Annotated in this window: 26 protein-coding genes and 1 pseudogene; 19 read left to right on the forward strand and 8 right to left on the reverse strand. The window is 53.5% G+C overall.

Annotated features, from left to right (window positions below; genetic code table 11):
- Positions 1-15 precede the first annotated feature (15 nt).
- From MYS68_RS07120 to MYS68_RS07135, 4 genes and pseudogenes are all read left to right on the forward strand, one after another.
- Positions 16-681 carry a response regulator transcription factor gene (locus tag MYS68_RS07120; RefSeq protein ID WP_248925166.1) on the forward strand — a complete coding sequence of 222 codons (666 nt, stop codon included), beginning with the start codon at positions 16-18 and terminating at the stop codon, positions 679-681.
- A gap of 125 nt (positions 682-806) precedes the next feature.
- Complete coding sequence (locus tag MYS68_RS07125) at positions 807-1,892, forward strand: glycosyltransferase family 4 protein (RefSeq protein ID WP_248925167.1); 1,086 nt, start codon at positions 807-809, stop codon at positions 1,890-1,892.
- 123 nt (positions 1,893-2,015) lie between these two features.
- Complete coding sequence (locus MYS68_RS07130) at positions 2,016-2,180, forward strand: hypothetical protein (protein ID WP_248931157.1); 165 nt, start codon at positions 2,016-2,018, stop codon at positions 2,178-2,180.
- Positions 2,164-2,457 (forward strand): annotated as a pseudogene (locus MYS68_RS07135) (Vgb family protein); the annotation flags it as partial. The gene MYS68_RS07130 and the pseudogene MYS68_RS07135, both read left to right, overlap by 17 nt.
- 72 nt (positions 2,458-2,529) lie before the next feature.
- On the opposite strand, the gene MYS68_RS07140 reads toward MYS68_RS07135, so the two are convergent.
- Both MYS68_RS07140 and MYS68_RS07145 read right to left on the reverse strand, forming a co-directional pair.
- Positions 2,530-3,399, reverse strand: coding sequence for a hypothetical protein (locus MYS68_RS07140; RefSeq protein ID WP_248925168.1), 870 nt, complete (start codon positions 3,397-3,399; stop codon positions 2,530-2,532).
- A 156-nt stretch (positions 3,400-3,555) separates the two neighbouring features.
- Positions 3,556-4,140, reverse strand: a complete 585-nt coding sequence (locus MYS68_RS07145) for a biotin transporter BioY (protein ID WP_248925169.1) — start codon at positions 4,138-4,140, stop codon at positions 3,556-3,558.
- A gap of 141 nt (positions 4,141-4,281) precedes the next feature.
- On the opposite strand from MYS68_RS07145, the gene MYS68_RS07150 reads away from it, so the two are divergent.
- From MYS68_RS07150 to MYS68_RS38485, 3 genes are all read left to right on the forward strand, one after another.
- A complete protein-coding gene (locus tag MYS68_RS07150) occupies positions 4,282-5,121 on the forward strand; it encodes an energy-coupling factor ABC transporter ATP-binding protein (RefSeq protein WP_248925170.1) in 840 nt (279 codons plus the stop codon).
- Positions 5,111-6,937, forward strand: coding sequence for an ATP-binding cassette domain-containing protein (locus tag MYS68_RS07155; protein ID WP_248925171.1), 1,827 nt, complete (start codon positions 5,111-5,113; stop codon positions 6,935-6,937). Before MYS68_RS07150 ends, MYS68_RS07155 begins: the two co-directional genes overlap by 11 nt.
- A 69-nt stretch (positions 6,938-7,006) precedes the next feature.
- Positions 7,007-7,132: a hypothetical protein gene (locus MYS68_RS38485; RefSeq protein WP_275983445.1), complete on the forward strand. Its 126-nt coding sequence runs from the start codon at positions 7,007-7,009 to the stop codon at positions 7,130-7,132.
- Positions 7,133-7,164: 32 nt separating this feature from the next.
- Here MYS68_RS38485 and MYS68_RS07160 read toward each other — a convergent pair whose 3' ends face one another.
- Positions 7,165-7,716: a GNAT family N-acetyltransferase gene (locus tag MYS68_RS07160; RefSeq protein ID WP_248925172.1), complete on the reverse strand. Its 552-nt coding sequence runs from the start codon at positions 7,714-7,716 to the stop codon at positions 7,165-7,167.
- Positions 7,717-7,992: 276 nt separating this feature from the next.
- On the opposite strand from MYS68_RS07160, the gene MYS68_RS07165 reads away from it, so the two are divergent.
- Both MYS68_RS07165 and MYS68_RS07170 read left to right on the forward strand, forming a co-directional pair.
- On the forward strand, positions 7,993-9,345 hold the full coding sequence (locus MYS68_RS07165; protein ID WP_248925173.1) for a cytochrome P450: 1,353 nt from the start codon (positions 7,993-7,995) through the stop codon (positions 9,343-9,345).
- A complete protein-coding gene (locus MYS68_RS07170; protein ID WP_248925174.1) occupies positions 9,342-9,614 on the forward strand; it encodes a DUF1294 domain-containing protein in 273 nt (90 codons plus the stop codon). Before MYS68_RS07165 ends, MYS68_RS07170 begins: the two co-directional genes overlap by 4 nt.
- A gap of 4 nt (positions 9,615-9,618) precedes the next feature.
- Here MYS68_RS07170 and MYS68_RS07175 read toward each other — a convergent pair whose 3' ends face one another.
- The gene (locus MYS68_RS07175) at positions 9,619-9,834 is read right to left on the reverse strand and encodes a hypothetical protein (RefSeq protein WP_248925175.1); all 216 of its coding nucleotides are present in this window, start codon (positions 9,832-9,834) and stop codon (positions 9,619-9,621) included.
- A 112-nt stretch (positions 9,835-9,946) separates the two neighbouring features.
- Between MYS68_RS07175 and MYS68_RS07180 the strand changes: the two genes are divergently transcribed.
- Complete coding sequence (locus tag MYS68_RS07180; protein WP_248925176.1) at positions 9,947-10,729, forward strand: Cof-type HAD-IIB family hydrolase; 783 nt, start codon at positions 9,947-9,949, stop codon at positions 10,727-10,729.
- Positions 10,730-10,805: 76 nt separating this feature from the next.
- On the opposite strand, the gene MYS68_RS07185 is transcribed toward MYS68_RS07180, so the two are convergent.
- From MYS68_RS07185 to MYS68_RS07200, 4 genes are all read right to left on the reverse strand, one after another.
- Entirely contained in the window at positions 10,806-11,402 is a 597-nt protein-coding gene (locus MYS68_RS07185) for a TetR/AcrR family transcriptional regulator (RefSeq protein WP_248925177.1), read from the reverse strand.
- A 69-nt stretch (positions 11,403-11,471) separates the two neighbouring features.
- Positions 11,472-12,947 carry an FAD-dependent oxidoreductase gene (locus MYS68_RS07190; RefSeq protein WP_248925178.1) on the reverse strand — a complete coding sequence of 492 codons (1,476 nt, stop codon included), beginning with the start codon at positions 12,945-12,947 and terminating at the stop codon, positions 11,472-11,474.
- A gap of 192 nt (positions 12,948-13,139) precedes the next feature.
- Entirely contained in the window at positions 13,140-13,616 is a 477-nt protein-coding gene (locus MYS68_RS07195) for a hypothetical protein (RefSeq protein WP_248925179.1), read from the reverse strand.
- A gap of 4 nt (positions 13,617-13,620) precedes the next feature.
- Positions 13,621-13,995, reverse strand: a complete 375-nt coding sequence (locus MYS68_RS07200) for a winged helix-turn-helix transcriptional regulator (protein ID WP_248925180.1) — start codon at positions 13,993-13,995, stop codon at positions 13,621-13,623.
- A gap of 126 nt (positions 13,996-14,121) precedes the next feature.
- Here MYS68_RS07200 and MYS68_RS07205 point away from each other — a divergent pair, with 126 nt between their 5' ends.
- The 9 genes from MYS68_RS07205 (at position 14,122) to MYS68_RS07245 (ending at position 26,640) form a co-directional block, all read left to right on the forward strand.
- The gene (locus MYS68_RS07205) at positions 14,122-14,784 is read left to right on the forward strand and encodes an NAD(P)H-dependent oxidoreductase (RefSeq protein ID WP_248925181.1); all 663 of its coding nucleotides are present in this window, start codon (positions 14,122-14,124) and stop codon (positions 14,782-14,784) included.
- Between the two features lie 690 nt (positions 14,785-15,474).
- Positions 15,475-16,800 carry a group II intron reverse transcriptase/maturase gene (ltrA, locus tag MYS68_RS07210; protein ID WP_248924450.1) on the forward strand — a complete coding sequence of 442 codons (1,326 nt, stop codon included), beginning with the start codon at positions 15,475-15,477 and terminating at the stop codon, positions 16,798-16,800.
- Positions 16,801-16,973: 173 nt separating this feature from the next.
- Positions 16,974-18,029 (forward strand): ABC transporter substrate-binding protein, encoded by a 1,056-nt coding sequence (locus MYS68_RS07215; RefSeq protein ID WP_248930838.1) that lies wholly within the window; start codon positions 16,974-16,976, stop codon positions 18,027-18,029.
- 49 nt (positions 18,030-18,078) lie between these two features.
- Complete coding sequence (locus tag MYS68_RS07220) at positions 18,079-18,900, forward strand: ABC transporter permease (protein WP_248925182.1); 822 nt, start codon at positions 18,079-18,081, stop codon at positions 18,898-18,900.
- Positions 18,893-19,666, forward strand: coding sequence for an ABC transporter ATP-binding protein (locus MYS68_RS07225; protein ID WP_248925183.1), 774 nt, complete (start codon positions 18,893-18,895; stop codon positions 19,664-19,666). The genes MYS68_RS07220 and MYS68_RS07225 overlap by 8 nt, the downstream gene beginning before the upstream one ends.
- A 530-nt stretch (positions 19,667-20,196) precedes the next feature.
- Positions 20,197-21,150, forward strand: coding sequence for a D-2-hydroxyacid dehydrogenase (locus MYS68_RS07230; protein ID WP_248925184.1), 954 nt, complete (start codon positions 20,197-20,199; stop codon positions 21,148-21,150).
- A gap of 240 nt (positions 21,151-21,390) precedes the next feature.
- The gene (locus MYS68_RS07235; RefSeq protein ID WP_248925185.1) at positions 21,391-24,567 is read left to right on the forward strand and encodes an S-layer homology domain-containing protein; all 3,177 of its coding nucleotides are present in this window, start codon (positions 21,391-21,393) and stop codon (positions 24,565-24,567) included.
- A 431-nt stretch (positions 24,568-24,998) separates the two neighbouring features.
- Positions 24,999-25,814 (forward strand): YihY/virulence factor BrkB family protein, encoded by an 816-nt coding sequence (locus MYS68_RS07240; protein ID WP_248925186.1) that lies wholly within the window; start codon positions 24,999-25,001, stop codon positions 25,812-25,814.
- 73 nt (positions 25,815-25,887) lie between these two features.
- Entirely contained in the window at positions 25,888-26,640 is a 753-nt protein-coding gene (locus MYS68_RS07245) for a 3'-5' exonuclease (RefSeq protein ID WP_248925187.1), read from the forward strand.
- Positions 26,641-26,776 lie beyond the last annotated feature (136 nt).

The following is a 26,776-nucleotide window of genomic DNA, read 5'->3' on the forward strand; positions in this document are numbered from 1 at the left end:
AGGAGGATTGACCTCATGGAAGCTTTAACGATCCTGATCGCCGACGATCATCCGCTTTTCAGGCACGGCGTGCGCACGCTGATCTCGACCGTGCCGGACCTTGCCGTGCTGGACGAGGCCGCGGACGGAGAGGAGGCAGTCCGCAAGGCTTCGGAGCTCGCACCCGATATCGTGCTGATGGACATACGCATGCCGGGCGTGAACGGCATTGAAGCGACGCGTCGCATCGCCGACGTATGTCCGGCCTGCAAAGTGCTTGTTCTGACGATGTTCGAGGATGATACGTCGGTATTCACGGCGATGCGGGCCGGCGCCCGCGGATATGTCCTGAAGGACGCCGAAAAGGAAGATCTGCTTCGGGCCATTCGCGCCGTCGGAAGGGGCGAGGCCATTTTTAGCCCCGGCATTGCGGCGCGGATGATCAACTATTTTGCGGCCGCCCGTCCGGCTGCCCGCGAGGAAGCTTTCCCGGAGCTGACGATGCGGGAGCGGGAGGTGCTGTACCTGATGGCGGACGGCGTGTCCAACGCAGAGATTGCAAAGCGCATGGAGCTAAGCGGAAAAACGATCGCCAATTACGTGACGAACATATTGAACAAGCTGCAGGTTGCCGACCGTCAGGAGGCTATGAGGCTGGCGCGGGAGTCGCGGCAAGGGGCGGCGGGCGATTCGCAATTATAATGACGGGGTTTTATGGAAAGGTCGGATTAGCCCATCAGTGACATGTCAGCGACTCGTAATTGAAATGGGACGAGTTTTGGTACATAATTGGATTAATTACCCTTTCGATTTGGAGATGAGGCTGCGTGTTGTTTTCACCGTTCATAGGATTTGCAGTTTCCGCCATCATAGTTATTTTGATCATGCCGTGGATACGTCGGTTGTCCGTTAAAATCGGGGCGGTCGCCGTACCCAATCACCGCACGATGCACAACATCATAATGCCCCGCCTCGGAGGGCTGGCGATGTTCATTTCCTTCATGTCCGCTATTGCGCTGATGTATCCGAAAATATCCCCTTCCGTACCGGCGTTAGGGGGGCTTCTTGCAGCGGTGCTGCTTATTGAACTTGTCGGCATTTTGGACGATGTGTACACGCTGACAGCGAAGTGGAAGATGCTCGGCCAGATAGCGGCCGCACTGGCCGTAGCCCTGTCGGGGTATACGATCGATCAGGTCCACATTCCTTTCGGTCAGGACCTATATTTCCCTTCCTGGTTTTCGATTCTGCTTACCGTGTTTTGGATTGTCGGCATCATCAACGCCGTGAACTGGATCGACGGCTTGGACGGGCTCGCAACCGGCATAGCTGGCATTTCCTGCATTACTTTATGCATGATCGCCGGGCTGGTCGGAAATATACCCGTTCTTATTTTTAGCGCGGTGCTGCTCGGAAGCCTTGCAGGCTTTTACATATTCAACGCGGAGCCGGCCTCCATTTTTATGGGGGAATCAGGCTCGGCATTTCTCGGCTTTGTTTTGGCGGTATTGTCGATTCTCGGCTTCAAGCAGGCGGTATTTGTCTCTTTTATTATCCCGCTTCTCATTCTCGGGGTGCCGATTCTGGACACGTCCCTTGCGATGCTCCGCCGCTGGATTGCAGGAAGGCCGGTGTATGAGGCGGACCGCGGCCACGTTCACCATAAGCTGACGGATCTCGGCTTAAGCCGGCGTCACGTCGTATACACGCTGTACGCGATCTCCGCATTCCTCGGAGTATGCGCCGTTATTTTGACCAAAGCATCGAACTCCGCGATCACGCTCGTCATGCTGCTGCTCGCCGTAGCGATCCTTGTTCTTGCTGGGGCAGAGGTCGTCGGCATTTTGAAGAAAAACCGGCCGCTTCACCGAATCGTACGTATGCTGAGAAGATCGCTTCAGGGAAATAAATGATCGATTGACCAAACCATTCTGCGAAAGAATGGTTTTTCTATTTATACCGATTGTTTCCAAAATCGCTCATCCCTCTTCTGCTTACCCGGTCGGAATGCGAAGCATCCTCCAATCTATAACACAATGTATCTGGAGGACGGCCAAGGAAAACGCTACGAATTTACCGGGGAGTCGGTGATCACGGACGCGAGCGACAACGATATCGTGCTCAAAGATTTTGAAACGAGCTATTACGACAAGCCGAAGGAGCTGTACCTCGTCATCAAACAGCCAAATTTTGGGCAATAAAATCGGTAGAATAACTACCTCTGGCGAAGTAACGGAATTTAATATCCCGACGACGAACGCTCGGCCTCATGCTATCATTTCCGGGAAGCACGGGGATCTTTGGTTTACGGAATGGGGCGGCAACCGGATCGGCCGAATTACGATTGAAGGGGCAATTTCAGAATTCGCAATCCCTACAAAGAATGCAGAGCCCCATGGTATCGCAATTTGTTCAAAGGGGGACATTTGGTTCGCTGAAGAGTGCAATCAAATTGGACGTCTTGCTTTTTTGCCATAACTGCTTTGGGTCGTTCGAAACGGAGCTTGTTATTGCAGCTTCAGCAGCTTTGCACGTTGCTGGGCGTTCCTATTAACTTTGCTTCTGTGATGGCGGCGGAATCGGGCTGCTGGATAAACGTTCGCCAATCACTTCGGCGAACTTTAATATTGCTAATGGATACAAAATATAAACCCATGGATCCCACCAAACGTAACTGTGCAAAATCCCGACTTTTTTTAGAATAACCGTCACCGCTGCAAAAAAGAGTGCCGTTACCGCATACTTCAGCCAGCGATGCGTCCATTTCCGCTTGGTCATAAATACAAGGAAGAGGCTCTCGCAGACATAATAAACATCTCCGAAAGCGCTCGTGTCAACGTACAGATCTTTGTACCAACCGGGAATGTACTCTCTGTTCGAAAAAAACATGAACGGCAAAAACTGCAGCGTCCCCGATATCGGCGCGATGCATAAAAACAAAAATACGGAGTGAAGGATTCCGTGGAACGGATGCAATACTCGCCGGTACAGCATTTTGGTCAGCGGAAAATAAATTAGGAGTCCCAGCGCCGTATATTCGATCCGCCACCAATGAAGCGTGTAAATTTGCAATTTTACGAATAGCCATTCGATCGCTGCGAGAAAACCTATGCATGAAATGATCCAACCCCAGCCTAATTGAAATACGGATATGAAGGTGGCGAGCACGGGAATCGTAATCAAATTGGAGGCGAGCGCCCCCATATGGCTGTCATAATAAGCATTGTGCTTGATCAGTTTCGGGTGATAGGTATAGCTTCCCAAGAAAACATAAATAACGGCTTCGATGAGATAAGCGATTTCGATGACAACTAAAAATTGAATTAACGTACGGTTGTTTCTTTTTTTATAAAACATAAAAGTAAGCAAAGCGAGACTTAACGCAGTCAATCCCAAATACCAAAAGGCATTAAAGCTCATTCGGATGCACTCCGTTCATTCGGGTGTGTCATCCATATCATGCTTTTTTTGCCACAAATTTATTTGCCAAGTGAAAATATCACTTGATCCCTACAACCGCAAAACCACCCTCCCGGAGCGAAGAGTGGTTTTGTCGGTTACGCAGCGTGCCGCGTTTTAGCTTTGCAGGGCGTCCTTGGAAGCGATGGAAGGCTTTAAGCTGAAGGAACTGCGCAAAGCGCTGACGATACCTGCTGCGACAAGCGCCTTAAGCACATCGGGAAGCAAAAACGGAATACAGCCCGATGCCATCGCTTTGGAAAACGATATGTGCTGCACATGGGCGAGCCATGGAACCCCGGTTATGTAGACGAGCAGGCCGCCGATTTCCATGATTATAAACAGCAGGATAAAGGAGACGGTTTTGTTTGTGCTTCGGACCTTATTCGAGAAGTAACCGATGAACAGTGCCGCAAACGGGAACATCCAAATGAAGCCTCCGGTCGGCCCGAACACGAGCATAAAGCCGCCTTGGCCATGAAGCAGAGGCAGTCCGAGAAATGTCAGCAGCACGACGGTAAAAATGCTGTAAAATCCGTACCTCGCACCGAGGAAACCTCCGGCCAGCATCAAGCCGAGCCCCTGCAGCGTAATCGGGACAGCACTGAAGCCGAGCGTAATTTTCACAAAGCTAAGAACGATGAATAAAGCCGCGAATAAAGCGCTAAAAACGAGACCGCGAATATTTTTTGCAATCGACACTATTGCTTCATCTCCAATCATTTGTTAACCTGGTTATGGTGGTTTTTGGTTGACAATCGGATTATAGCACAACGGGTATGGATCGAAAAGATCATTTTTTAAGTTTGTTCCGGATAAACAGTAGCAAGGCGGAAGAGGGGAATGAATGTGCAGCGAGAGCTGGTTCTTTCGGGGGTTACCGTTCGCGTGATGAAAGGGACTCGGAACATCAGTGCGTTGGAAGATGTAAATCTCCGTATCCGAAGCGGCGAATGGATCAGCTTGGTAGGCCGCAACGGGAGCGGTAAATCGACGCTCATCCGGGTGCTGGCCGGCCTGCTTCCCGTTCAGGAGGGCAGTATGGACCGAGGTTTTTGCGGGGACGGGCCAATTCCTATCGTAATGCAAAATCCGGATGTGCAGTGGGTCGGCGATACTCCGTGGGAGGATGTTGTTTTCGCACTGGAACAGCTCGGGGAGCGTCCTGAGCGAATCGCTTCGCATGCGGAGGATACGCTCCGCCGGGTCGGACTCGGCCCGCAAATGCACGGCCGGATGGCCGAATTGTCCGGCGGGCAGAAGCAGCTCGCGGCCATCGCCGGCTGCCTCGCGGCCGACGCCCCGCTGCTGCTGTTCGACGAAGCGACGTCGATGCTGGATCCCGTCTCGCGCAGGCAGGTGCTGGAAGCTGCGCGGCATCAGCATCGGAGCGGGAAAACGGTCGTCTGGTCGACGCAGCATTCGGGCGAGATCGCCCCGGGCGACCGGGTAGTGGCGCTCCAGGAAGGGCGGGTCGTATTCGACGGCTTGGCGGAGAGCTTTTATTACGGGACCGGATCGGAGGCCGAGGGTATGGATGAAGCATGCTGCCTCCGGCTTGGCTTCGAGCCGCCCTATGCGGTGCAGGTCGCTCGCGAGCTGCTGCGGTTAGGTGCGAGACTGCGGCTGCTTCCGCTGACAACCGAGCAGCTTGCCGAGGCGGTGACGTGCGATGGCGAATGATCTGACCGTTTCCACGGTGAGCGTACGATACGGAACATGCGCGGTGTTGGAAAAAGTGAATCACCGATTCGCGTCGGGTACGGTTACGATGCTGATCGGCAGAAACGGCTCCGGAAAATCGACGCTGCTCGAGACGATTTCGGGTCTTCGGCCCCCGACCGACGGTCAGGTTATGATGGGGGAGCTGCCGCTTTGGTCCGGTATGAGGCCTTCCCGGCAAGTGCTGCTGCAAATCGGCATATCTTTCCAATATCCCGAAGAGCAGCTGTTTGCCCGCAGCGTCCGGGAGGAGTTCGCTTTTACGCTGAAGCCGTTCCGTTGCCCGGACGTTGAGACGAAAGCGATTAACGCGCTGCTTGCCGCCGGGGCGGATGCGTCGTGGCTCGATCTTGACCCATTCGGGCTGAGCGGCGGACAGCAGCGGAGGCTTGCTATGGCGCTGCTTCAGGCTGCCGATCCCGATTGGATCGTACTGGACGAGCCGACGGCGGGGCTCGATTCCGAGGGGGTACGGTTTCTGTGCGGCATGATCGACAAATGGAAGCAGGCCGGCAAAGGCGTTATCGTTGCCACCCATGATCCGGACGCGCTTATTCGCGCCGCCGATCGCATTGCCATCCTGCATGAGCGGATTATCGCGTGGGAAGGTCCGGCGGCAGAGCTTCCGCTTCAAGCAGAGCTCGTTCGCTCGGCCGGGCTTGACTTGCCGGAAAGCCTGCTCGCGGCGGAGACATTGCGCAGACGAGGGTTTCCGCTGCCGCAAGGGTGGGCAGACCCGCGGGTGACAGCGGCGGCACTGTTGGCAGGCCGAAACGGGCGGGGAGATGGCGAAGGCGGACGGCCGGAAGTAGCGGAGCGTCTTGTCGGGAGCAGCCTGCTTGGTGATGCGGCGGGAGCAGCCCCACGGGACGAAGCTGATCTGCTAGCGGCCGTTTCAGGCCCGCCGCAAGCAGACGAAGTTGCGGCAGCGGCGGAGCGGCCCGCTTTAGCGCGTGGGAGCTGGCTTGACGATCACGATCCGCGCGCCTTATGGCTAGCTTATGTACTCATCTCTTTCGGTATCTTGCTCCAGCGGAGCTGGACAGGCTGGTGTACGGCCGGCCTGCTGACGGCACTGCTGATTGCCGCGGCCCGCGTGCCTCGCCGAATATGGCTTCAACCGCTTAAAGGTTTCGTCTTCATGATAGCCGTTGCCGTTGCCGTATCGGGTTTCGCTTACGAATCCGCGGCGGATGCAAGCACAGTCGGAAGCGGGACCGCTAGCTTTGCTGGCCCTGCCTGGTGGCTGCCGACGGCCGGAAACAGCCGGTTCGGCTTCGCTCCCGCTGCCGCTGCGGTTACCTTTTACGAGCTCGGCCGCATCGCGATGGTGATGCTGATCGGACTCGTGCTGCTCAGAAGCAGCAGTCCGCTTCGCTTAAAGCGCGCGCTGGAGCAAAGCTTGAAGCCGTTCACGCGGCTCCGTTTTCCAGTCGATACGTTTGCTTTGACGGCAGCGCTTATCGTCCGTTTCATTCCGATGCTGCAAAGCCGGTGGAACCGCTTCGCCAAAATCGCCGTCTCCCGCAGCAAAAAAGCGGCCAAGGCGGGATCGGTGCCTTTTTCGCAATTATCCGCGGCTGCGGTTCCTTTTGTGATGTCGCTTCTGCGACTCGGCGACGAGCTGGCTATGGCGATGGAGGCGCGGGGGGTTATGCGGGGGAGCGGCTCCGTAACGTGGGCGTTCCGCTTGAAAATGTCGGGAGCGGACGGCCGGCTCATAGCCGTATCCGCGGTCGTGTGCGCCGGAATGTGCTGGCTTTCTTTTTATCGATAAGCGGTTTCCGCCGCATTTGTATAATTTTCCTGCTTGAATTTCATTGCGCATTGGCAGCTTTTTATCATCATGGTCGGGGTTTCAGTGCTGCTGTATTTGTATCAAATGTGGCAGGAAGGCTCGATCAGCCGCGAGGTTAAGGAAGAGGATGATCCGCTCGAGCTGCGCGTATCCCGCCGTGAGAAGGCGAGATGAGCCGCAGTTAAAGGGCCTCCGAAGGCAAAAGCTTACCGTCCTCGGTAAGCCTTTTGGTGGAACGCCGTAATGCTTTTGAACAACGCTTCTCCGTCATGAGGCAAACGTGCGCCTGGCGTCAGCGGCAAATACATCGCCAAATACGTTTCCGGCACCCAAATGTAACGGTGGATGTAGTCGGTTGCAGCAAAACCGCAGCGGGTCCAAAAGCGAAACCGGTCGCGGTTCGTCTCCGAATTCTCCGACTCGATTTCGATGACAATGCCGCTCAGTCTTTGCTCGGCGGCGGCCCATTCCCGGATGCGGCCGAAAAATTGCTGACCGACGCCGCGCTGTCTCACGCTCTCGCGGACTGCCAAATAATCGATCAGCAGCGCATTCAGCTCCGGGAGCTTGCCTGTCAGCGCCATGGCGATCACATCGGACCGCTCTTTGGCGACATGCAGGAAAACCATCTTTTTTTCGAACATGCTGCGTATAATTTTGCGCGGCTTTCTGCCGTGCTCCGGGAACGCCTCGGCATATACCGTCTCCGCCTCATTCCACAAAGTTTCGTCCCATTCGCCGACCGTTTTGAATTCCATCGTCTTGTATCTGCCTCCGTATCCGGTCCGGAATAGTGGGGCTGCGCCCGCCTGTTCTCTTGCCATCGAGAAATACAATGTTCCATTAATCAGTTTGCCCATTAACCGGCTCAACGTACGCTGTTCTGACAGCACGGACGTCCCGGCTATTTTTGCAACCGTTCTTCAGCTATATTTTACCTTATGAGAAAAATGGCGGCTATATAAAGTTTGTAATTGAAGGGGCGGTCGGATTACAATAGACGAAAGTATGTTATAGCGGAAGGTGGCGATTGCGTGACCAGGGTGACGGGCATCAAAACGTCCAGAATCCGCAACTTTTTCGCCTTTCAGCGCGATCCGCTAGGTTTTTTGGTCGAAGTGCTGCACGACGGGGATCTGGTCTCGCTGAGGACAAGCAAGCGGCGTCCCACGTTTATCGTCAACTCGCCGGAATTCGTTCAGGAGATTTTGGCCGGCAAAGACGAATTTTTCCGCAAAGGGCGGAGCTCGGACGTCCTGCGGAGAACGATCGGGGACGGGCTGCTGACGACGGAGCGGGCTCAGCATCACCGGCAAAAGAAATATATGACGCCGGCCTTCTACAAAGAGCGCATCCAGATGTACGCGCGCATCGTGGAGGAGGAAACCGCACGGATTGCGGATGAGTGGACGGACGGACTGCCGGTGGCGATGCACGACGCGATGATGAGGCTGACCCTCGGGATTATTGCCCGCAGCATGTTCGCTACGGAGCTGGAGGAGCGGAAGGCGGAGCTGGCCGAGGCGGTGGATGTAACGATCCGCCGGACGGCGCAAACGTTGTTTTCGCCTTTTTCGCTGCCGTTTGCCGTCCCGACGCCGCGCCATCAATCGCATAAGCGCGCCATCCAAAAGCTTGAGTCGATGGTGTACGAGGCGATTGAGGACGCGAAGGCAAATCCGGGGCGGTATAAAGATTGCCTGCTCGGCCTGCTGCTGGATACGAAGGACGAGGAAGGAACGCCTTTGCCGGATAAGGAAATTCGCGACCAAATGATGACGATGCTGCTGGCCGGGCACGAAACCACCGCAAACGCACTTGTCTGGGCGTGGCATTTGCTGGCGCGAAACCCGCAGGCGGCGGAGCTCTTTTACCGGGAGCTGGATGCGGTTTACGCCGAAGAAGAGCTTCCCGGCGCGACGGTGCCGCCCTTCGAGCTGTTCCGCAAGCTCGCGTACACACAGCGGGTCGTGCAGGAGACGCTGCGGCTGTATCCGCCCGCGTGGATCATTTTGCGCGAGGCGGTGGCGGAGGTGGATCTGCTCGGCGAAACATTTCCCGCGGGCAGCTCGTTTTTGATCAGCCCGTATGCGATGCACCGCAACGACCGGGTATTCGGCGATGCCGGCGCCTTCCGCCCGGACCGCTTCGCCGAGGAAAGCGGCGGCTGGCCGCGCTTCGCGTATTTTCCGTTCGGCTGGGGCTCGCGGGGCTGCATCGGCTCGCAGTTTGCGATGATGGAGGCGACGCTGATATTGGCCGGGCTCGGCCGGCGGTTTCGCTTCGTGTCGGAACCGGGGGTGACGACGGAGCCGGAGCCGCTCGTCTCGCTGCGGGTCAGAGGGGGACTGCGGATGATTCCGCAGGAAAGGGGGGCTGGAGGTTGAGGCTGTTTTTGCTTTATTTGCTTGCGATCAATATCGTCTGTTTTCTCGAGATGAGGTATGATAAGAGACAGGCTGTTCATAACCGGCGCAGAGTTCCGGAAAAAAGGCTGTTTCTGCTGGCTGCGCTCGGCGGTGCTGCCGGCGGATGGCTCGGCATGCGGGTGTGGCGCCATAAAACAAAACACCCGACCTTTTATGTCGGGTTTCCTGCGCTTTTGATCGTGAACGCCGCTTGTGTCTATGCGGCGGTCACGTATTTCATCCAATAAGGCGTTATCTTTTTTTCATGCCGAAAAATTCGCAGGCCGCTCTCGAATGGTAGGCGACATCGCCGACGCCGGATTGGATGATAACCGTCCTGTCGTCGAAGCGGATGACGATGCCGCCGGCGTCGATGACATGGTCGTTTTGAAAGACGCGGATCGGAACTTGCCGGTCCATCGCTTCCTGGAAGTCTTGATCGGTTTCGAGTCGGCGGTTGTAAGCCATTTTGCATCTCCTTTATAACCAGCGCTTGTGCCGCGTTTATCGCTGCATACGGATAATTATATAACGTCGGCTTATCATAGAAAAGCGGACGATAGAACGGAGTGGGGACAATATGATCAAACTGGTCGCTTTTGACGTCGACGGCACGCTGCGCGACAACGACTACTTGCCGGAGTCGACCCGCGAGGCGCTGCGGCGGCTGAGGCAAAGCGGCGTCGCGCTTTCCTTGTGCACGGGGCGCAGCGAATTCGAGATGGCGTCCTTGCGCGAAGAGCTCGGCATCGACTGGGCTGTCACATGCAATGGCAGCCATATCGGCTATCGCGGCAAAACGGTATTCGGCACCTCTTTGCAGAAGGATAAGGTGAGGATGTGGCTGCAAAAGGCGGAAAAGCTGAACCACACGCTGCTGCTTTACGGAGCGGAGCAAATGTGGATTACACGTACGGACGATCCGCTGTTTCGCCGCGCACAGCAGGAAATCGGCTTTATGGAGCCGCTGCCGCTCGGGGCGGACTGGGCCGATCAGGACGTATATCAATGCATCGCCTTTATCCGCGAAGAGGAGCAGCGGGAGTACATAGAGGAAGGGGAACGTTACTATCTTCACCGGTGGCGTCCGTGGGCGGTCGACATCAATCCGGAAGGGCTGAATAAAGCCGTCGGCCTGCATCGGTTGATGAACCGCCTCGGACTTTCGCCCGATGAGGTCGCGGCATTCGGCGACAGCACGAACGATCACGAAATGATCGAATCGGTCGGAGCCGGCATTGCGATGGGCAACGCGACCGACCTGCTGAAGAGCAAGGCAAGGTTCGTGACCAAGCCGCTGCACGAGGGCGGCATCGCTTATGCGGTGGACCGGTGGATTTTAACCGGGTCCGGTCAGGTTTAAAGCGGAAGATAATCCCGAAAAACGAAGCAACCGGATTTCCCGTACCGAAAGGCGGGGATCCGGTTTTTCTTATCCGCTAAAATTTGGCTATCAATCTCAGCAGCGTGTCTATTTGAGGAATCCGGTAGTCATCCGTTCCAAGCGCATGGATCACCATAAGGCCGGAGAGTACGGACAGATACCCGGCAATAAGCTCCGCCGGGTCGCCTGCCGCAATTTCTCCCACGCGCTGGCCTTCTTCAAAGATGGGCCGCAACCGCTCGATATAGCTTTCCATGGAATTTTGCTCCAGAAGCTGTTTGGCCTTCTCCGGGACACCTTCGGAAGTCCGGGCCTGGTGGATAAGAAGGAAGTAGGGAGAACCTTCTTCACTTAAGATATCGGCCGTTAACGTTCTCATTTTTTCAAGCGGCGTTCCGGGCAGCCGAGCAAGGCTCTTGATAGCGTCTTCCGCCCCGGCCATCGCTTCTTGAACAAGCGTCGTAAACAGTTCGTCTTTCGATTTGAAGTAATGGTAAAGCAGTCCGTTGCTGATACCGGCGACCTCCGCGATCATGCTCATCTTCGCGCCGGTGATGCCCTTTTGCGCAAAAACTTGAATCGCTGCCGCCATAATTTGTTCTCTTCGCTCATCGCGGATTTGATGCAGCTGTTCCTCGTTTAAAGGTGCCAAGTTCTTTTGCTCCTTTGCCTGGCAGATTGAGATTTGTTTATGAGTATACCATTTTTTTCTGGCAAATGCTTATCTTTCCGCGAGCTCAAACGGTCCTTCGGCAAACTTCGGAAGCATTTCCGAAAGCATCGCTTCGATCGGCTTCCCGTCCTGCTGCGGGATGCTCTCAAGCAGCTGCCGGCCTTCCTCCGATGCGGACAACACTTCCAACGCCATTTGCGGGTTAAAAATTTTACCCGGCGACACGGATAACGTGTTCACCGCCCAATAAAGCCCGTAGAGCTGCCAGTCCGGCTTGGTCACCGCGTGTTTGAGGTACAGTTCCATGTATTCCTCGGCGAAAACATTTCCCCTGCGTTCATCCGAGCCGGCGTATTCGACGCCCTCCCATCGCAAATCGGCGGTGCAGTTCAGCCAAAAAGCGGGTTCGATCGCTTCTTTGATTTTGCCGAGAGTTCGCTTCTCCCAGCCGGACCGGGGATTGTTCCGCTCTTCGCGCAAACAGGCTTCCAGCGTTTCCACGCTGATCGCGGCGACGGTCATTCCTTGGCCGAATATCGGGTCGTAGATGCAGTACGCATCTCCCAAAACCAGCAGCCCTGCCGGCCATCGTTTCATTTGTTCGTACCTGTGGCAGTATAATTCCGGAACGCGGAAACCTCGCGGCGCTCCGACGGGTTCAAATTCGCGCACGATTTCCGCTATGATCGGACTAGGGAGCTGGGCGACCGCACGTTCGAACTCTTCCGCTTCCGTCGGCGGGTAATTGCCGCCCGGCCGATAGAGAAGCACTTCGGCGGTTTGATTTTCAATGAAGGAAAACACGCCGCTGAAAGTTCCTTTGTCAGGCTGGCCCATCAGATTAATTACATCCCATTTCTCGATGATATGGGTCAAATGCGGGGGGACCTTGTACCGGCGGGTGCTGTAGCCGAGAGAAACCTTCAGCAGATCCGGCGCCGGCACTTCGTATCCCGTTTCATCGAGCCATGAAGCGAGCTTCGAGGACCTTCCGCTCGTATCCACCACCAAATCGGCGGTGAACGTTTTCGTTTGCCCGGCTTGATCGCGATCTCTGGCCTCTACGCCTATAACGGCCGATCGATCGGTCGTTGTCAGCAAACGGATCACATCATATTTGAGCAGAAAACGGACGTTGGGGATGCTCCTCACGCGGTTGCGGATAACCCATTCCAGTACGGATCTGCTGAACTTGATATCGTTCCGCTGGTATTTCATCTCCAGGCTCCCGTACTGATTCAGGAAAAAGACGGTTTTATTGAGCGATGGCGGGGAACCGAGGGCGACCAGATCATCCTCATAACCGGGGAAAAGCCGGTCGGTAATCGATTTGCCGCGTGCCGTGAAACGATGGGGATGAAACGCCTGCGGCGTTCCGGGGCGGAGGTCCGGCTCTGCGGGAAATTCGTCCTTCTCGACGATCAAAACTTCTTCGTAATAATCCGAAAGAATCCTTGCCGTCATCAGCCCGGCCATGCTACCTCCGATAACAATTGCTTTTCCGGTTTTTAAAGTGGTGTTCATGTAATCAACTTCCTCTCCGTATTTTTAGATTGACTCATTCAGTCGAACTGTTAACAAAAAAATATCGCACTCTTGCCGAAGACATTAATGAATGAATCAGCATTTTAGATTGACTCGTTCAGTCAATTAAAGATTACATCAGCTTCCTGCTGCTGTCAACACCTGATTTTCTCGACGTGTCCGTTAGTTTTTTTACATGATGCAGCGGTCGGTTTCGGCCAATGTGAACAATAGAGGCCAGCATCGTTCGCAGGCTAGCTCAGCCTCTTTGCCCACTCGGCTGCTGCCTGCCGCATCTGCCCCGCCTCTGCGGCAAATTGCCGGTGCCGGTGGCCGTTCGCGCCGGACGGATGCGGGAATCCCCACATAATGTGGCGGCTTTTCAGCAAGCCGTCCGCCGAGAGGAGGCGTAGAACCGCTTCCACCGTTTTGCCCAGCGGAATGAGGAGAAGCCGGTCCGATAGCGGAAGCTGGGCGGGCAGCCTGCGGCGCGCCGCTTCGAGCAGAAAGGGGTCGACAGCAGAGGGGGATTGTGGCCGTATAAAACATTTCGATTTCGCGTTCGCGGTGCATCAGAAAAGGTTCGGCCAGCAGCTGCTCTTTGGCAAGCGGGCTGTCCGCCGGAAGCGCCCGGATGGTCGCGGCATAACGGGAAAACAGGCGTTCCATCGGTTTACAGCTCCGCCTTGTCGCCGGTTTTCGATGCGATAGCGTCGCGGTGCTGCTCTCCCCAAATCTTCATCTGCTGGATGATCGGGACGAGCGTTTGTCCGAGCGGAGTTAACGAATATTCCACCTTCGGCGGTACCTGATGATACACTTCGCGATGAATCAGACCGTCCTCCTCCAGCTCCCGGAGCTGGAGCGTCAGCATCCTTTGCGTAATACTGGGGCAAATGCGGCGTAATTCATTGAAGCGCTTGGCCCCGTCAATCAGATGGTAGAGCAGTACGCCCTTCCATTTTCCGCCGATGACATCCAGCGTAAATTCTACCGGACATCCTTCCGAAATCGTTGCCAAACCGATACGTCGTTTATTGCTTTCCATTGGGCCTTCTCCCTCTCAGTATAAAAATGAATACTACATATCAAAAATGTGCGTACTTTTAAATCCTAATTATACAATATATAATCAGCACGTAAACACTAAAACCAAAATTTAGGAGTGGATCGTATGGTGAGCAAAGAGCAAATTATGGAAGCGTACCGGTTCAGACATGCGTGCAAGGAATTTGATCCGAATCGAAAAATATCCGCCGAAGATTTCGAGTTCATTCTTGAAACCGGCCGTTTGTCCCCAAGTTCGTTCGGATTTGAACCGTGGAAATTCGTCGTGCTGGAAAATCCGCAAATACGCGAAAAGCTGCTCCCCGTATCCTGGGGAGCACAGAAGCAGCTGCCGACGTCAAGCCATTTTGTCGTTATGCTGACGCGGACGAAGCGGGAAATGCTGCCCGATTCCGCTCATATCGCCCATATGATGGAGGATGTGCAGCAGCTGCCTTCGGAGGTTGCAGAGCGCAAAGCCGATCTGTACCGCGTCTTTCTCGAAACCGATTTCGGCATCATGGATAATGAACGTGCGGTGTTCGAATGGGCGTCGCGGCAAACGTACATCGCGCTGGGGAATATGATGACGGCGGCGGCGTTGATCGGCATCGATTCGTGCCCGATCGAAGGATTCGATCAGCGGAAGGTGGAAGGCGTTTTGCAAGAAGAAGGCATTATGGAGGACGGCTTCGGCGTATCCTGCATGGTAGCTTTCGGCTACCGCGTCAGGGAGCCTCGGGAAAAGACGCGTCAGCCGATCGAACAGGTGGTTCAGTGGATAAGATAAATTAAACGGGGGAGCGCCATTTTATAAAAATGGCGCTCTTGTGCGCTTGGCAGCGCATCGTACTAACGGGTGAAAGTCCCGAGCGCACCGCGGGGTGGCGGAAGCGCATAGCCGACTGGTAGTGCTCTGGCCGTAAGGGAGGGTGCGGAGGATCAGAAGGCAAAACCCGGAACAGGCGGCATGAACCATGTTGGCTGGCGAAGCCGGATAACCCTGCAAGAGAAGGGGACGTCCTATACCACCATAGGCTTCGAAAGTTAGGAGGACTGGATTCGGGGGAAAGACGATGACGTGACCCAAGGAGGGCTTATCGTCTTCCGCATAGCGGTAAACTCTTTTCAAGGCTTATAGGGCTAAGACAGAATGATGGATGGTGAGCAGTCATACGAAGGGATAGTAGTGAGAAAGCTTGCCGGAAAAGCCGCAATGGCAAGTGAACCGACACCAACGTTGTCGGTGCAAGCTTAGACCCAAAAGGCAAAGACTTGGTGCGAAGCCCGGAACCGTGGAAGAAAAGCATAACCACCTAGGAAGCCGTCATGTGCCAGACAGAAGCCGGGGAGCCAAGAAGAGCGAAGAGCCGGGGCTGAACAAAAGGGTAGGCCGTCTGGGGCGGAGTACCGAAGGGGAACCGGAAAGGCTGAAAGATTAGCTATACGTCCGGAAACTGAAAGGGAAGGAACACGAGACATGAAGGAAGGAAAAGGAGAGGTAGGCTTTCGTGAGGGAGTAGAAGTCCCGAGAAAACGCAGATGGCACAGCCTCATCGACAAGATATGGGCGATGCCGAACCTTGAGGAGGCATTCCGGGAGGTCAAGCGCAACCGGGGAGCAGCGGGAGTAGACGGAGTGACCATAAAGGTATTCGAGAGTGAACTGGAGCGTAACTTAAGAACGCTTCAGCAGGAGCTGCGGGCGAAGGCATACAAGCCGATGCCGGTCAGGCGCATGTACATTTCCAAGGAAAATGGGGGTCAAAGGCCGCTCGGGATACCCGCAATTCGCGATCGCGTAGTACAGGCGGCGACCCGCCGAATCCTCGAACCGATTTACGAGGCGACATTTATGGAGTGTAGTTTTGGGTTTCGCCCGGGACGCAGTGCACACATGGCGCTGGAGAACATTCGGAAAGATCTCATGGATGGATACGTTTATGTGATCGACGCCGACCTGAAATCGTATTTCGATCTCATTCCACATGACAAGTTGCTTAAGGCCGTCAAGGAAGAAGTGGTGGATGGTAGTGTCCTAAAGCTCATAGAAAGCTTCTTAAAGTCCGGAGTCATGGAGAACGGAAGTTTTCACCTGAACGAGCAAGGAAGTCCACAGGGTGGGGTTATTAGTCCGCTTTTGGCGAATATCTACCTAAACCCGCTGGATAAGCTCATGACTGAACGGAAGCACCGTATAACACGGTACGCCGATGATTTTGTGATCTGCTGCAAATCCCAAAAGGGGGCAGAGAGGGTACTCCAAGGTGTTATTCGTCTACTGGAACAAGAGCTTGGGCTCAAAGTACACCCGGAGAAAACCAAGATCGTGAACAACTTGGAACAGTCCTTTATGTTCCTAGGTCATGAGTTTAAACCGGGATTTTGGGTTACTCCATCCTCGAAAGCCAAACAGAAATTTAAAGAACGCGTGAAAGCAATTACGCGGCGGAACCAAACGGTGAATGTGGAACAGCTGATCCGAAAGAAGTTGAATCCATATTTACGTGGATGGGGTAGCTATTTTGGCTGGGGCAACGTAGGAAGTCTGATGAGAGAGTACGATGCATGGATAAGGAGAAGGCTCCGGATGGTACAGTTGCGGAGCTGGAAAAAGCCGAAGAACTTCTACAGGGCACTAAGAAAGAATAAGTGGAGGGGAGAGCTTCCCAAGATGCGTATGTTCGCATGGAGAAGCTCGCTATCCAAGCCAGCCAGTGTTGCAATGCCAAACGATTGGTTCAGAGAAAGAGGTCTCGTTTTTCTCGTAGACATCTATAATGAACATCATCCCCAGCGGGGATAAGCGCGGAGGAGCCGGATGCGATGACCCGCACGTCCGGTTCTGTGAGAGGCCCATGAATTCATTCATGGGCCTACTCGATTTCAACTTGACATATTTTGCAGAGTGTCACTATAATCCTACTATGGTCATCGGATATATTTACTAAACTAGGGGGCTTTTGAATCGTGAGTAGGATGATGCATGGGAGAACAATGAAAGGGCTGCTGCTTTTGTTCATGGCTTTTACGCTGATGACGATGGCGGCATGCGGATCGAACCCGAAGCAAGGAGCGGCAGGCGCCGGCGACCAATCCGGCGGAGCGACGGCCAAACCGAAGAAAGATTTTGTGGTTGGATATCTCAACGTCATGGACGACGCACAGGCGATGCTCGCTTATGAAGCGAAGCTTTACGATAAGCACGGGCTTAACGTGACGATGCAGAAATTCAACAGCGGCACGGATTTGATCAAAGCGATGGTCGGCGGTCAAGTTGATGCCGGAGTACTCGGCTTTACCAATGCGGTGTCCTGGGCTGCCAAAGGGGCTGGACTCAAGGTTGTCGGAGGTGCTCAGATGGGCTTCCACAGCATTCTTGTCAAAGACGGCAGCGGCATCAACAAAGTGGAAGATTTGAAAGGCAAAAAGCTCGCTTCCCAAGGTCAAGGCAGCACGGCGGATATCGTGCTGACCGGCGTGACGCTGAAAAATGCGAAGTTGACCAAGCAGGATGTGCAGATGGTATATGTGGAGCCTGCACAGGCGATCCAGTCGCTGGCTGCAGGAGCCGTCGATGCGGCATTTGTCTTCGAGCCGTATGACAGCATCGCCACGAAGACGATGGGCGCGAAGCAAATTTACGAGATCGGCAAAGTATGGCCGTTCCCTTGCATGGTGGTCATCACGACCGAGAAAAATTTGAAGGACAACCACGAAGCGGTCAATCAGCTGCTTGACGCGCAAAAAGAAGCGATCGAGATGCTGCAGAAAGATCCGGTTAAATCGGCTGAGCTTTTGACCAGCAAATTCGTGGATAAAGATACGATGACTTCGCACCACGGCGGGGAAGTCAAATCGGTCGACGTGATCAAGCAGGCGATCGAAACCCAGGTGTTCGACTGGAAAATCTCGCCGGATCAAATCAACCGCATGCAGGAAATCGCCAATATCATGAAGGATCAAGGCATCTTGGATAAACCTGTCAAAGTGGAAGATATCATCGACTTAAGCTGGCAGCAGCAGCAAAAATAAACGTCATTGCCTGATTTACAAAATCATTCCTACGTAAGGGGTTATTTCGGTGGGCGCAGCATCTTCGGCTCCGAATTCCGGGGCAAAACCGAAATCAGGCTCCTCTTGGCGGAAGGCGCTTCCCTACCTGTTTGCGGTAGGGAGCCTTCTTGCTATATGGCAGATAGCCGCATTTTTTTTGCCCGCTTATCTGCTGCCGGACGTGCCTGATGTTTTTAAGCGATTGTTTGCAAGTACGACGAACGTTGAATTTACCAAAGGTATCAAGAGCAGCTTGTTTCGGCTCGCCTGGGGGTATCCGCTCGCTTGCTTGTTCGGAGCCCTTCTCGGCTTGGTCGGCGGCGTTTCCCACGCCTTTGCGGTTTACCTGCGCAGTCTGATTTCCATTCTGCAATCGATTCCGCCGATTACGTGGGTGCCTTTTTTCGTAATATTGCTCGGCTTCGGCGATGCTACGATCATTACGGTTATCGTGATCGCCAGCTTTTTTCCGATGGCGCTGTCCGTTCTGAACGCGACCGAAGGCGTAAACCGGACCCATTTGGAACTCGCCCGGGTTCTCGGAGCGAGCAAGCGGCAGCTGATCACCAAAGTGTTCGGTCCCGAATCGCTTCCCGCATTTGTGACCGGCGCCCAGGTCGCCTTCGGCAACGCATGGCGTTCCCTGATCTCCGCCGAAATGGTCGGCGGAGCTTCCATCGGACTCGGTTACTACTCCCGCTGGCGCGGTGAGGTGGCCGATATGGAGGGCGTGCTGATGAGCATTCTGGTCATCGGCACGATTGCGGCTTTGCTCGATCTGGTCCTCCTCGAATGGCTGAAGCGGCGTCTGCTCCGCTACAGATATGTAAAGACGGGAGGGAATGACTGACGTGCAAACCATCCGCGTTGACAACGTATCCAAAACATTCGGAACGCTGGAAGTGCTGAAAGAAGCGAATTTTGTTCTGGAGCAGGGCGAATTCGCAGCGATCGTCGGGCCTTCGGGCTGCGGAAAAAGCACGGTGCTGCGGATGATCGCAGGGCTGGAAACCGCTACTCAAGGAGCGGTAACGGCAAACGGCAAATCCGTCGCGGAGCCACATCCCAGCCGCGTCCTTATTTTCCAGGAGCATGCTTTGTATCCATGGAGAACGGTCGAACAAAACGTCGGCTTCGGACTTGAACTCGCAGGCATGCCGAAAAAAGAACGCAAACAAAAAGTGGATGAGTGGTTGGGCAAAGTCGGCTTAAGCGGCTTTCAAACATATTATCCTCATCAGCTTTCCGGCGGCATGCGGCAACGCGCTTCCATTGCCCGCGCCATGGTGATGGACCCGGAAGTGCTTCTGCTCGACGAGCCGTTCGGCGCTCTGGATGCGATTACGAAAATATCGATGCAAAACGAGCTGATCCGGCTATGGGAAGGCACCGGTAAAACGGTGCTGCTGATCACGCACGATATCGACGAGGCGATTTATCTCGCGGATACGATCTACGTGATGAGTCCGCGCCCAGGACGGATCGTCACAACCGTTCGCTCCTCCATTCCGCGGCCGAGGAACCGCAATGGAGCGGATTTTGTCCGGATGAGAGAAAAAATCATGGAGCACTTGGACTTGACTCAGGCGGGGAAAAGCGAGGAATACAACATATAGGAATGAAGCAAGACGAACCTTTGCGGGAGATGACGATCTCATCATTCAAAGGTTCGTCTTTCTTTGCAGCGAATCTTGTCTGCTTAGCGGGATTTTTTCTTTTTGACCGATCTGATTTGCGCCAAAGATGGGGTAGGGCAAAATTCATCTCTAACGGCAACCGTGAAAGTGTGGCATGGAATAGGGACGCAGTGATGCCGGTTGATAACTTCAATCGGATGGATAACCTGTACAATTTGCGGATGATATACGTCATTGTAAATTACTCTCGGCGGATCGACGACACGGCTTGTAGGACAGTGAAAGCAGGTCATTCGCAATTCCCCTCTCAGAACTTTTTTTGAAATTACATTACTGTATATGTACCGGGTGTATGGCATGTTTGTTCATTCGTCCATATTCCCCGGTTTTTCCAAAATGAAAAACAAACGGCTCGGCCGGTTACCTTGAGGTAACTTAATCAACTATTTTTCACTTCTTCAATATGCCGGTGCCCGTTTAGTATGATGGAGGAAAAGGAGAGAAGACGAATGCGCAAAATCGTGTGCGTACACGGATTGACTGAGGAGCAGGCGAATAAGGTAAGACAAGCAGCCCCTGATTTTGAACTCGTTTTCGGCAAGGAAAAAGAGCTGTGGCTACCGCATTTGAAAGATGCCGAGGTGCTCGTAGGCTGGGATTCGGCGGCGGCAGATGAAGTTTTACAGCCGGACAGCAAACTGCGCTGGGTACAAAACTGGGGAGCCGGGGTGGACCGGTTTCCGCTGGATAGGTTGGCGGCGGCCGGAGTTGATCTGACGACGGCCAGCGGAGTGCATGCATACCCGATTGCCGAAACGGTGTTCGCGATGATGCTCTCTTTAACGAGAAAACTCCATGCATCCATCCGGTTTCAGCTGCAAAAGAAATGGGAAAATCCCGGTTCACTGGGCGAAATCCATGAAAAAACGATCGGCATTATAGGTGTCGGGGCGATCGGCGAAGAAGTGGCGCGGCTGGCCAAAGCTTTTCGCATGACGGTGCTTGGATTGCGCCGGTCGGGAGAGCCGTCTGCGTGGGTCGACCGGATGTATGGGGCCGGCGGCCTCGCCGAGGTGCTCGGCGAAAGCGACTTTGTGGTGGTGACGGTGCCCTCGACCGACGAAACGAGGCATATGTTCGGGAGAGAGCAGTTTGCGCAAATGAAATGTTCCGCCGTTTTTATCAATATCGGCCGCGGGGCGACGACCGATACGGAAGCGCTCATCGAAGCACTGCGGCGTGGTGAGATCGGAGGTGCAGGCCTGGACGTATTTGAAGAGGAGCCGCTGCCGGACTCGAGCCCTTTGTGGGAAATGGACAATGTCATTATGACGCCGCATAATTCAGGAGCGACGGTTCATTATCACGAGCGGGCATTCGATATTTTCATGCAGAACTTGCAGGATTATATAAAGGGGCGGAAGCCGTCTCTGAATCGCGTTGACTATGCCAGACAATACTGACTTTCTATTTTGCGTTATCTTCTAATAATAACCCGGCTGCTTCGCAGGAAGCCCGGGTTATTTTTTTACCGCGGCCTATTCGTTGGGACGGCTGGCAAATTGTTTGCGATGACTAGATTGATAGCTCGTAGTATACTCAGTTCTGCAAGCGAGCGATACACACTGATTGATATAACAAAGTCGCCCCGGAGCTTACGTTTTAGCATTGCCAAAACTAACTCAATGGAGGTAATTCCATATATGAAAAAGAGCGTATCTACGATTTTGTCTTTGGCTGTAGCGTTCTCGACGTTTTCGTCCGCAGCATTGGCAGCAACTGCGCCAAAATCTTCGGCTGACTTCGCCGATCTGAAAGATTTGGACGCAGCGACAAAGGCAAAGTTCGACGCGATGATTTCCGCCGGCGTTTATGACGGCGTGGCAGAAGGCACTTTTGGCTTGAAAGATAAAATGAACCGCGCACAATTCGCGAAAGTAGCCGCTTTGATATTCGGCTTGAAAGTGGACACGACGTTGAAAACTTCCACGTTCGCGGACGTTAAAGCGGACGATCCGGCTAACGGCTACGCGCTTCCTTACATCGAAGCGATCGTGAATGCCGGCCTCACCGACGGCGTAGCGCCAGGCAAATACGATCCGGCCGGAGAAGTGACCAAAGAACAACTCGCAACGTTCCTGATCCGCGGCCTTGGTCTGGAATCGCAAGCTAAAACGACCGAAGGCGTGAAAGACAGCACCGTTTCCGATTGGGCGAAAAGCTATGTAGCGCTCGCCATCGAGAAAAAGCTGATGGAGGTCGGCACTGACGGTACGTTTGGCGGCATGACGGCTGCAACCCGCGACCTGCTCGTCGTTTCTTCCTATGAAGCGAAGCAGCAGTTTAAACCGGTATTTAACGGCAAATACGCCATCGCTTCTTTGAAAGCTGCCGATGCCAACACGATGACCGTGCAGCTGAATGGTGCGGTAACCGACACGGATGCCGTAAAATTGGATATCGCCAAAAACGGAGCTCCAGTCACCGGCGGTTATGCCGTTAAATGGAGCGAAGATAAAACAACGGCCACTCTCACGTTCGACAGCAAGTTTGACGATGCAACATGGACCGTTACACTCGGCGGTTTGACGAATGTGGACGACGCAGGCAAAACGGCTCAAGTTTCCACAACGAAAGAACGCATTACGAAAATCGAATTGATGGCAACTGGCGATACATTGCCGATGCCTAAAGACGGTAACCAGAAAATTCGCGTCGATTTCAAAGCTATGAACCAATACGGCGCTCAATCGACACTACCTGCGAGCGAATTCGAAATCTACGCGAGCACGGGGACGGTAACGCCGATCGGCGGAGAGGAAGCATTCTACTTGACACTGCCGACGACGGTTGAACGCGGCGATGCCGTTGTGCTTTCCGTCCTGCACACGGACAGCGGAACGCAAGTGAACAAAACGTTCAAAGTGGGCGAGAAATCGATCGTATCCAAAATTGAAGTCGGCGATCTCGTGAACTCCTCCGGCAACAAAATCGACGCCATCGATGCCAACGGTACGGCATATCTGGATGTAAAAGCATACGACCAATACGGCATGCGCGTTGAAGATAAGGACGCTTTGAATAACGGCATTATCGTATCGATCCCTGACGGCGATCTGGAAGGATCGTTCGTGGACAATGCGATTGGTGACAACGCAGCGGACCTGATGTTCCGTTCGACTTCCGATAAGGAACAAGAGGTTAATGTAAATCTGTTCGCGAGCGGCGCCGGCCAATCCGTATCCACAAAAATCAAAGTGATGGCAAGCAAGGTTCCGGCATCAATCCAAGCAGGCGCTTATAACTACACGCTGGCTAAAGGCGACGTGCCGACAGGTGATGAAGACATTGACAACAAGCTGTACGTGCCGATCATCGTAAAAGACAGCCAAGGCAACGTGCTGACAGGCCAGGAAATTTACGACAACCGCGATAAGTTTACGATCAACGCAAGCAGCGGAATTACTTTGGCGCATGAAGAGATTTCCGGATCGGCCGCGCATAAAGGAATGATCGCCATCACTAGCGCGGATAAGAAAGGAACTGCGACAATTACGGTTCAATTGAAGGATAACCCGCAAGCATCGACTCAAATTTCGCTGAACGTTAATGACGAGCGCAGAGCCGATAGCGTTAAGTTCTCCACAACGCCGAAAAAATATATGATCGCAGGCTCCGACAACGAAATGAAAATCAAGGTATACGACCAATATGGAGCTGAAATGAAATACGATGCCGGCTCGAACTATGCGGTTCGTTATGCCCTTACGGCAACAAGTGGCGACGCGGCGTCCCTCGGTGCGGTATCTTTGTCCAGCACGCAGCGTGTCGATTCGAATGACGCGAACTCCGCAAGAAAATACGTTCTGCAGCCGACGGCTGTCGGGACTACGGCAACGAAAGACTTTACGCTCGCGAAAAATGTAACGGACAATACGGACTCCATGTTCGACAAATCGTTCAAGTTCTATGCGGGCGATGCGGCGAAAGCGGCAAGCTACAACTTCAAAGCGACATTGCTGAAAAAAGACGCTAACGGTGCGATTACGATCGGCTCGGATAAGTACACGGAAGTGACGAACGTTTCCACAACGATGGAAGTGCTTGATCCGAACAGCGTAAATACGAAGCTCACTTACGAAGCATACCTTAACAGCAACACGATGCTCGCTATGGACGACTTCGCTTCGCAAGGTACGGGTGAAGCCGGCGCGGCGAAAGTCGTAGCCGACCTCAAAGGCTTTGCTAAAGAAGTGAAAGTTAAAGCGAAAAACGCAAGCGGCGAAGAAGTGGCCGTACCGACAAACGTCGTATCCGCATCCTCCAGCGATTCCCAAATCGCTTCGGTGGCGAAGGACGGCAGCAAGACATTCGTAGCTGGCGGTAAAGCCGGCGCAGCGAAAATAACGGTTGTTTACTACGACGGTAAGAAAAACATGGTGACTAACGCGATCGACGTAACGACGAAAAAAGAAGGTCCGGTTGTTAATAGCATGAAGCTTGAGAAAACAGCCAAAACGATCAAAGGCTCCGATCTGAATGGTTTGTACCTGTGGGATGCGAAATTGGCCGAAAAGATCACTGTGAACGACCAATACGGTGACGAGTTCGTAGCCGAGAAAGCACCGGGCAGCAAGAACGAAGAAGGCGGCCTGACGGATAACTTGATCGTGAAGGATGAAAAAGGCGGTTACAACGACAATAATCTGCTCAACCTGAACTTCTATGTATCCGACATTGTCGGCACTAATCCGGAAAACATTTCCGTCGATGCAAATACAGGCAAAATCACGTACAAGGGAACTGGCGTATCCAGCTTCAAGCTGAACGTGATCGCGCCGAACGGCACAAAAACAGCGATGGATGTAACGGTGCAATAAGTACAACCGGCTTTTGCAAAAACCTTAGCCCCTGATCGGGCTAAGGTTTTTGTTTTGACACCGGGTGGTAAATCTTGCTATGATTAAGCCCGAATGCGGCCCTTCTTACCTGAGACATAAGAAGTCGCAATCATCACGGAAAAACTTGTTGTCGCCGACGGTCACTACCACAGGGTTGAACCCTTCCAGCCGACCGATATACTCGCAAGACCGGCTCCATTTCCCGCGAACGCAGACGGTCCTTTGGTTAATGAGCGCCTGTTCAAACTGACGGTCCGTGCGCAAATGCCGAAAAGGCATACCGTTCACCTCCGTATTAAAATTCCCAACCTGGGCGGGCTTTTATGCCGAGATTGCTATAAAACGTCAGGATGAGCGAGCCGATTGGGACGAACTATAAATGTAAAGCACGGAAAGGGGCGAGCGCATTTATGGTTCAATCCTTTGTGAAGACGCTGTGGAAACGAATCGGAGAAGATGAAGCGTTCGGCCTCGCCGCTCAATGCGCGTATTATTTTTTACTGTCGATGTTTCCGTTTCTGCTGTTCGTCATGAGTCTTCTTGCTTATCTGCCGATTTCTTCCCGGGACGTGCTGGCTTTGATTCACCAATACATTCCGCAGAACGTTTCAGCCGGTGTGGAGATTTACTTAAGGGATGTGCTCGAAATAAAAAGGGGCGGCGCGCTTTCGTTCGGCCTGCTGTTCTCTTTGTTCAGCGCCAGCGCCGCGATGGATGCGATCGTTCTTGCGATCAACAAAGCGTACGGCCTGCCTGACCGGCGAAGCTTCATCCATTCCCGGCTTCTGGCGATCGTGCTTACGGTCGGCATGTTGGTTCTCATCGCTACCGTTCTGCTGCTAAGCGTATTCGGCCATTTTATCGGCGATTGGATGCACGAGCACGTTCGCGTTCCGTTGGATCAAATCATGTGGTGGAACGTGCTTAGGCTTGTGGTTAACTTTGTGCTCGTTTTTATCGTCCTTACGGCGCTGTATTATATCGCTCCCAATACGTGTCTCGGCTGCAAAGACGTCGTTATCGGCGCTTTTTTCGCGGCCATCGCCTGGCAGGCCGTATCGTGGGGATTTGCGTATTACGTCCAGCAGTGGGGCAATTTTTCCGCAACGTACGGCAGCCTGGGCGGGGTGATCGTGCTGATGACGTGGTTTTATTTGACCGCGTTTATCATCATACTGGGCGGACAAATCAATGCGATCAGCTACAATTTCAAGAAAAATAAGTAATTTTGACGGGTACCAATGAAAAACCATATCATATTCCCCCGTCACATGTTATTGTTAAATGGGGGTGAGTTTATTGAATTATATCGTCTTCGATCTGGAATTTAACGGAAGAAAACATTATGAAATTTATCCGATGGAAATTATTGAAATCGGTGCGGTTAAACTAAACGAACAACTTGAAGTGGTGGATACGTTCCAAAGCTACATTCGCCCGAAATTTCATATCAATAAATTTGCTCTGCAATTTTGCGGCATCGACAGGGAGACGCTGATAAACAGCGATCCGTTCACGGAGGTAATCCGCCGGTTCGCTCAGTTTTGCGGCTCCGAATATAAGCTGCTTTGCTGGGGCGGCAGCGATTATTTCAACCTGTTCGTCGACAGCAGGGTGAACGGGATGGATTCCAACTGGCTTGTCCATCTGCTGGATGTAACGTCCTTCTTCAGCGGAGGCCTTCACAAGGCGCTGGAGGAGCACAGACTGGAGCCGATCGGGCAGCATCATTCGGCGCTGGACGACGCTTTTAACGCCGTGCAGCTGCTCAAGCTGAAGCCGGAAATTTTTCAATCGGAGCAATATTTCAAGAAAAACGAGTTCAAAATATGCACGGGCGGCATCAAAAAATGGATCCTCATGTGCATTGACGAGGCGGTGGCGAAAGAAACCATTCTTACCTGGGAGCAATTCTCCGCCTTGGACAACACGAAAACGTATTTCAGGATCATGCGCCTGAACGATGAAGAAATCGGGATGGTCAAAACGCTGTTCTTCAAGTTTTTGAAAATGAAATTCGGACGCAAATGGAAAAAGCTGCAGCTTGCCTAATTTAGAGCAAGCTGCAGCTTTTTTGTTGGATTGCAAGAGGCAGTCTGAAGCTTTTCGGGTTGGTTGCCGCACGCAGTTGAGCGTGTCCTGCACCAATTCGGCGCCAGCCGAATCGTGCGAGGACAAACGCGGGCAA

Source organism: Paenibacillus hamazuiensis (genome assembly GCF_023276405.1).
GTDB classification, from domain to species: Bacteria; Bacillota; Bacilli; order Paenibacillales; family NBRC-103111; genus Paenibacillus_AF; species Paenibacillus_AF hamazuiensis.